The 6,154-nt window shown below is 53.9% G+C and carries 4 protein-coding genes; 2 read left to right on the top strand and 2 right to left on the bottom strand.

What is annotated here, in order from left to right:
* The first annotated feature begins 129 nt into the window (after positions 1-129).
* Positions 130-1,002: a hypothetical protein gene (locus ACI3UA_RS09285; protein ID WP_439724538.1), complete on the top strand. Its 873-nt coding sequence runs from the start codon at positions 130-132 to the stop codon at positions 1,000-1,002.
* A gap of 101 nt (positions 1,003-1,103) precedes the next feature.
* Here the strand turns inward: ACI3UA_RS09285 and ACI3UA_RS09280 are convergent, their stop codons facing one another.
* Both ACI3UA_RS09280 and ACI3UA_RS09275 read right to left on the bottom strand, forming a co-directional pair.
* On the bottom strand, positions 1,104-3,287 hold the full coding sequence (locus ACI3UA_RS09280; RefSeq protein WP_439724537.1) for a nicotinate-nucleotide--dimethylbenzimidazole phosphoribosyltransferase: 2,184 nt from the start codon (positions 3,285-3,287) through the stop codon (positions 1,104-1,106).
* Between the two features lie 54 nt (positions 3,288-3,341).
* Positions 3,342-5,534 carry a Tex family protein gene (locus ACI3UA_RS09275; RefSeq protein ID WP_439724536.1) on the bottom strand — a complete coding sequence of 731 codons (2,193 nt, stop codon included), beginning with the start codon at positions 5,532-5,534 and terminating at the stop codon, positions 3,342-3,344.
* A gap of 156 nt (positions 5,535-5,690) precedes the next feature.
* Between ACI3UA_RS09275 and ACI3UA_RS09270 the strand changes: the two genes are divergently transcribed.
* Entirely contained in the window at positions 5,691-6,134 is a 444-nt protein-coding gene (locus tag ACI3UA_RS09270; protein WP_439724535.1) for a Fur family transcriptional regulator, read from the top strand.
* Positions 6,135-6,154: the final 20 nt, after the last annotated feature.

The raw sequence follows: 6,154 nt of genomic DNA, 5'->3' as shown, positions 1-6,154 counted from the left end.
CTATGTAATAAAGCTATGCCTTTTTCGTAGAAATTGGCGGGAGGGTTTTACCTGCAGGCTGTTATGCCTGAATTTACAGAATCTTTTCACCTGTAATTGGTAAAATGATGAATATAAGGGGGGATATAGATGGACTTACATAAGATTGCCAAGGTAACCCGGCTGAACAGGCTGAGTAAAGGGCGCATGCTTCTTATAGCTGCAGCTGTTACATGGTCAACTATGAATTGCAGTCTTGATAATTGCATAGCTGCAGAAGCTGCTGATGCGGCGGCATTAGGAGAAAGTGCCTTTTCTGCGAGCATGGATAAGATGCGCTTAGGCGGTATCCCGTACAGAAACAGTTCCGGGCAGATTGTGATTTCCGGCAGCATGTCGGACAATGACTATATTCTGACGGGCTGTGAGCCGCAGGCACAGATGGCATACAATATTGCCAGAGCCAGCGAGCCGGCCATTACTATGGATATGCTGGAGATAGCGGATGAACTGGGGTCTTCCATGGAGGGGTTGGAATATTCAGTTAAAACTGCCAGCAGCATCAAGAGCAAAATAGAGCGCAAGACGGACACTGCTATCAGGCAGGGAAGGCTGCCTAAAAGCGACGTGGAATACGTGCAGGAGACAGGCGACCTGATACGTTATACCCAGATTGTGCCCCACAACCAGATGGCGGACATGACCAACAAAACCATCGCCCTGCTTATGGCAAAGGGCTATGTGCTGGAAAAGGTGGATAACAAGTATCTGAATCCTAATGGACGCTATAAGGCCATCCATCTTGATATTGCCACCGCTCAGGGCGTGCATTTCGAGATGCAGATTCATTCTCCGGAAACATTGGCTGCCAACAGGGCGACCCATGCCATGTATGAAGAATGGCGCAGTCCTGACACAAAGGCAGAGCGCAAGGAGCAGCTTTATAAGGTCATCAGGAGTATCTATGGGGCTGTACCACAGCCAAAGGATATCATGACAGTAAAGAACTATAGCAGAATATAGCATTAAAAGAGTGCAGGACTTGCCGCAGAGGGCAAGCTCCTGCACTTTTCATGTGCTGTCAGATTGCAGGTTGCCAATCAGCAATCCAATTGCGCCAATTATCAGTTTACCTGCCTGCCTTTGCCGGGGCCGTCATTGGCCACGGCAACCTGGGCTTCGCTGAAGGTCTTCATATCGTTCAGCATGTGCAGGGAAGCAGTCACCAGGCTGATGCCTGCAAGGGCGGTGATGCCGGAGGCCTTTATGTTCATCTGGTACAGGTTAGGCTGTATCGGCAGCAGGAATGGTTCCAGCTCCGGCAGCATATTGACCGCGTAGCGGGCAACAGCAACGGTCGCTTCGTTGTCCAGCACGATCATGGTATGGTTGTGGGCGGCGGAAATCATGGCACCAAGTACGGCGGAGGCCAGCAACTGCTGGTTTTCCGTCAGGTTGTTCAGGAAGCTGGTAGCTTCGTAGCGCAGGCTGCCGTCTTCCGCTATCAGGGCTTTGGCAATGGCCTCGATGTTTTCAGGCCGTCCATCAATCATGCCGATGCCGAGAATCCCGTTTTTCAGCGCCAGCTTTTCCCCCTGCAGGCGGCCGTATTCAAAGGCATCCATCTGGGTATGCCCAAGAAACAGGTGGGAGGCTTGGAGTGATGTGCCGGACATCTGGGCAAAGCCGTTAATCAGGGCGGCCTGTTCAAAGGTATAGGCCTGATTCTTTTCATCGTAGCCTTCCCATTCTGCCGGATTAGACATGTAATCAGGGCAGTCGAAAAGCATTTTTGGCGTGAGCTCAACACCGGCATTCACCAGCTTTTTGATGGAATCCGGCAGGCGTTTTTCCGCGCCGCTTTTGGCTTCCCGATGATTGACTTTGTCCAGGCCGAACAGCAGCAACGCCCGTCCTGTGTCGGTATGAGGCAGCTCTTCCCCAAGAATGCCGCTCAGCTGGGTGGCTATCTTTTCCACGACGCCCAGGCTGTAGATTGGCTTTGCCAGATTGTCCAGCCTTGTCTGGCAGTCCTCCATGGCTTTCTTGTCCAGCTCCGGCATGGTATTGGTATAATAGTCAAAGGTCTTATCCGTAAGGGTTACAGATTCAACAGGAATGCTGTTCCAGTTCATTTTGTCCATGAATGCCATTTTTTCATCGTCGGATTTCGTCAGATTGGCAGTGGCAATCAGGGTCTTGATGAGCAGGTCTGCAACAAGGGAGGAACCGATGGCCTCGCCCAGCTTCAAATCCAGCTTCATGACAGGTGCCAGCCCCAGCTTGTTCAGCACATGCCTGTGCCCCTGCTCGCCGCCGATGTGGGACGCAATCAGGTAGTCCTTGAGATTCGGGCAGAGGGCGGTGGCAATCAGGGCGGCAGCACCGGTATTAAAGCCGTCGAGGATTGTCACCATGCTGTTGCAGGCGCCGCCGAGGATGAGCCCCGCAATGGCACCCAGCTCAAAGCCGCCCACTTTGGCCAGCACATCAAGGGGGTCCGAAGCGTCAGGCTGGTTGACATCCAGTATTTTTTTGACTGTGGCGATTTTTGCCTGCAGGCGCTGGTCAGAAATATTGGTCCCCCTGCCGGTGGCCTCTTCCGCAGGCAGGCCGCACATAACGGCTGTGATAGCTGCACTGGCGGTAGTGTTGGCGATGCCCATTTCGCCCGGCAGCAGGATGGAGAAATCACCCTTTGCCGCCTCGGCAGCGACGGCTATGCCGGCCATGATGGATGCTGCCGCCTGTTCTCTGGTCATGGCAGGCCCCTGGGCAGAATTTTGCGTGCCGCAGGCAATCTTCATGGTACTGTCAATAGGCAGCTGGCTGGTATCGCCGTTGATGCCCATGTCCACTACAGTCATGCCGGAGCGGGTGAAGTTGGAAAAGGCATTTGCCGCCGCGCCTTTGGAAATGACATAGTTGGTGGCCATGTGCAGGGTGGTTTCAGGCGGATAGGCGCTGACATTTTCTGCCGCTACCCCGTGGTCTGCGCAGAAGATAGCGGTAAAGGGTGTCCGGATGGTTTTCAGCGGCATGCCGACCACCGCTACATAGCGCATGGCAATATCCTTCAGGCTGCCTATGCCGTGTTCCTGCGGCAGCCATTTATCCACTACGTTGCCGAAAGCCTCCGCATCCTTCTTTTTGGAAGGCTCGATGCTCCTGCACAGTGCCTGTATAATCTGTTCATGGCTCAGCTGGCGTATCTTCTCCATGGCTTCCTCCATGGAAATAGTAATTTTATGAGTTTTGACAGCTTTTTCCGCGTTCACTGTTTTGTGCTGCCCGCCCTTTGTTGCCAAAATAATCTTCCCCTTTCAGTCAGTGTATTTCAATCAGGTATCCTGCCTGTTTCTTCATACGGCAGATTCCGCCGGCACCTGTTTCAGGCTGAGCCCGATGCGGCCTCTGGCCTCATCCACGCTGATGACCACGACGGTGAGTATGTCACCCACGGAAACCACGTCCAAAGGGTGCTTGATGCGTCTGTGGCTCAGCTCGGATATGTGAATCAGGCCTGCCTGCTTAATGCCGATATCAACAAAGACACCGAAGTCCGTAATATTGCGTACAGTGCCGCGCATAATGGTACCCGGCTTGATGTCGGAGAGCTTGACGATGGCCTTTCTCGTCAGCGGCGCAGGCAGTTCCTCGCGGGGGTCACGGCCAGGCTTGGCCAGTGCTTCCATGATGTCCTTGACGGTTGGCACGCCGGCAGACAGCTCAGCTGCCAGGCTGGCCGGCTCAACAAGCCGCAGCTTGGACTGCAGCGCGGCAAGCCGCGTTTTGTCGTTCAAGTCTGATGGCTGCATGCCGAAGCGGGCCAGAATTTTTTCTGCCAGCCCGTAGGATTCCGGATGTACCGGGGTATTGTCCAGGGGAGACGCGGCACCGTTGATGCGCAGGAAGCCTGCACACTGGGTAAAGGCCGCATTGCCCAGACGGGCAACCTTTAATAGCTCCCGACGGCTTTTGAAGGCGCCGTTGGCATTGCGATAGGCTACTATGTTCTTTGCCACCGAGGCATTGATGCCGGCAACATGCTTTAACAGGGCCTGTGAGGCTGTATTCAGCTCCACGCCTACGTGATTTACGGCAGCCTCAATCGTCTGGTCAAGGGTATCCGCCAGCTGCTTCTGGTTTACATCGTGCTGATACTGGCCCACGCCGATGGCCTTCGGGTCAATCTTCACCAGCTCGGCCAGCGGGTCCTGCACGCGGCGGGCAATGGAAACCGCACCGCGGATTGTTACGTCATACTCCGGCAGCTCTTCCTTGGCCAGCGGGGAAGCCGAGTACACGGAAGCACCGGCCTCGTTGGTGATGATGTAGCTTACATTCAGGCTGTTGTCCCTGATGAGCTTGGCCGCAAATTCCTCTGTTTCCAGAGAGGCGGTGCCATTGCCGATGGAAATCAGGGTCACCTTGTGCTTTTTTATCAGGGCGAGAGCTTTTCTGGCAGCCTCTGACGCACCTTTTTCACCATGGGTTATATAGAGCACGCCGTGGTCGATAACCTGACCTGTGGCGTCGATAATGGCCATCTTGCAGCCGGTGCGGTAGCCGGGGTCCAGCCCCATGACGGTATAGCCTGCCAGCGGAGCCTGCAGCAGAAGCTGTTTCAGGTTGGTGCCGAATATGCTGATGGCCTGTTTTTCTGCGGCCTCTGTCAGCTGGGAGCGCAGTTCCCTTTCCAGGGATGGCTCCAGCAGGCGCTTCCAGCTGTCCGCGCAGGCCTCCTTCAGCAGAGGGCGGAAAATGGAGCTTCCTCTGATGTATTCCTTTTCAATCAGGCGGAGCATCTCCTCCTCGTCCACCTCCAGCCTCACTTTCAGGCAGTCAAGGCGCTCACCCCTGTTGATGGCCAGGATGCGGTGGGACGGCAGGGTGCGTACAGGCTCGCTGTAGTCCTTGTACATGAGAAATACCCTGCCCTCGTCGGTATTTTCTTTTTCTTCCGGCAGGGAGGTGGCAATAACGCCTGACCGCTGAATTTTTTCCCGCAGCTTCTGGCGCAGTCCGGCATTCTCCGCAATCATTTCCGCGATGATATCCATGGCACCGGCAAGCGCTTCCTCCGGGGAGCTGACTTCCAGCTCAGGATTGATATAGGCGGCGGCTTCCACCTCCGGCGAGCCTGCGGATTTCTGCTGCAGCAGCATGAGGGAGGCCAGAGGTTCCAGCCCCTTTTCCCGCGCCTTTTGCGCGCGGGTGCGCTTTTTCTGCTTGTAAGGCAAATAAATATCCTCCAGCTCCTGCAGTCTGGAGGTTTTTTCTATGGCGGAGCGAAGCTCGTCTGTCAGCTTGCCCTGCTCAGCGATTTTGTTCAGAATCTCTTCCTGGCGTTTCACGAAGTTTCTCAGGTAGGCAAGGCGCTCCTCGATGCTGCGGAGCTGCTCGTCCTCCAGCTCGCCGGTGGCTTCCTTGCGGTAGCGGGCGATGAAGGGGACGGTGTTGCCGTCATCCAGAAGCTGCACAGCCGCATCAATCTGGGCAGTGCGCACCTGCAGCTCCTTGGCGATGGTATGGTTAATGTTATCTAACAGCATATTTATTCTCCTAAAGTTTTGATTTTGTGTAATTATAACATAAGTAAAAGAAGATTGACATAAATAAGTGTATAATGTAAAATTATTTTAATAGTAATTTTTCTAAGTGGATAATAATTATTCGCGTTATTCACGATGTGGTGTGGAGGAGTTATTATGTTAGAAATGCAGAGTGTAACCCGTATACTTCGGGAAAATGGCTTTAAGGTTACCCCGCAGCGTTTGGCTGTATATGAGGCACTGTCCAGAACATATACTCATCCGAACGCCGAAATGCTCTACAATATGCTGCAGCCGGATTATCCTACCATGAGCCTGGCGACCGTCTACAAGACCATGGATATATTTTCCGAGCTGGGTCTGGTGCAGGTGCTGAATGTGGGCGAGGACAGCTATCGCTACGATGCGGAAACTGTCAGCCATCCTCACATAAGATGCGTGGTCTGCAACAGGGTGGATGATGTATTTGATGTGAATGATGAGGATTTGCTGGAGGCCGCCGCTGCCAAAAGCGGCTATGAGCTGACCGGGCGGCAGCTGTATTTCTTCGGCAGATGCCCGGAGTGCCGCAAGAAGCTGGGAAGCAAGGACAGACATTAAAAAATCGGCATGCCATTGGC

This window comes from Anaerovibrio sp. (assembly GCF_051866355.1).
Classification (GTDB): Bacteria; Bacillota; Negativicutes; order Selenomonadales; family Selenomonadaceae; genus Anaerovibrio.
The sequence above is the reverse complement of the archived record's forward strand: the minus strand, read 5'-3'. Positions and strand labels throughout refer to the sequence as shown.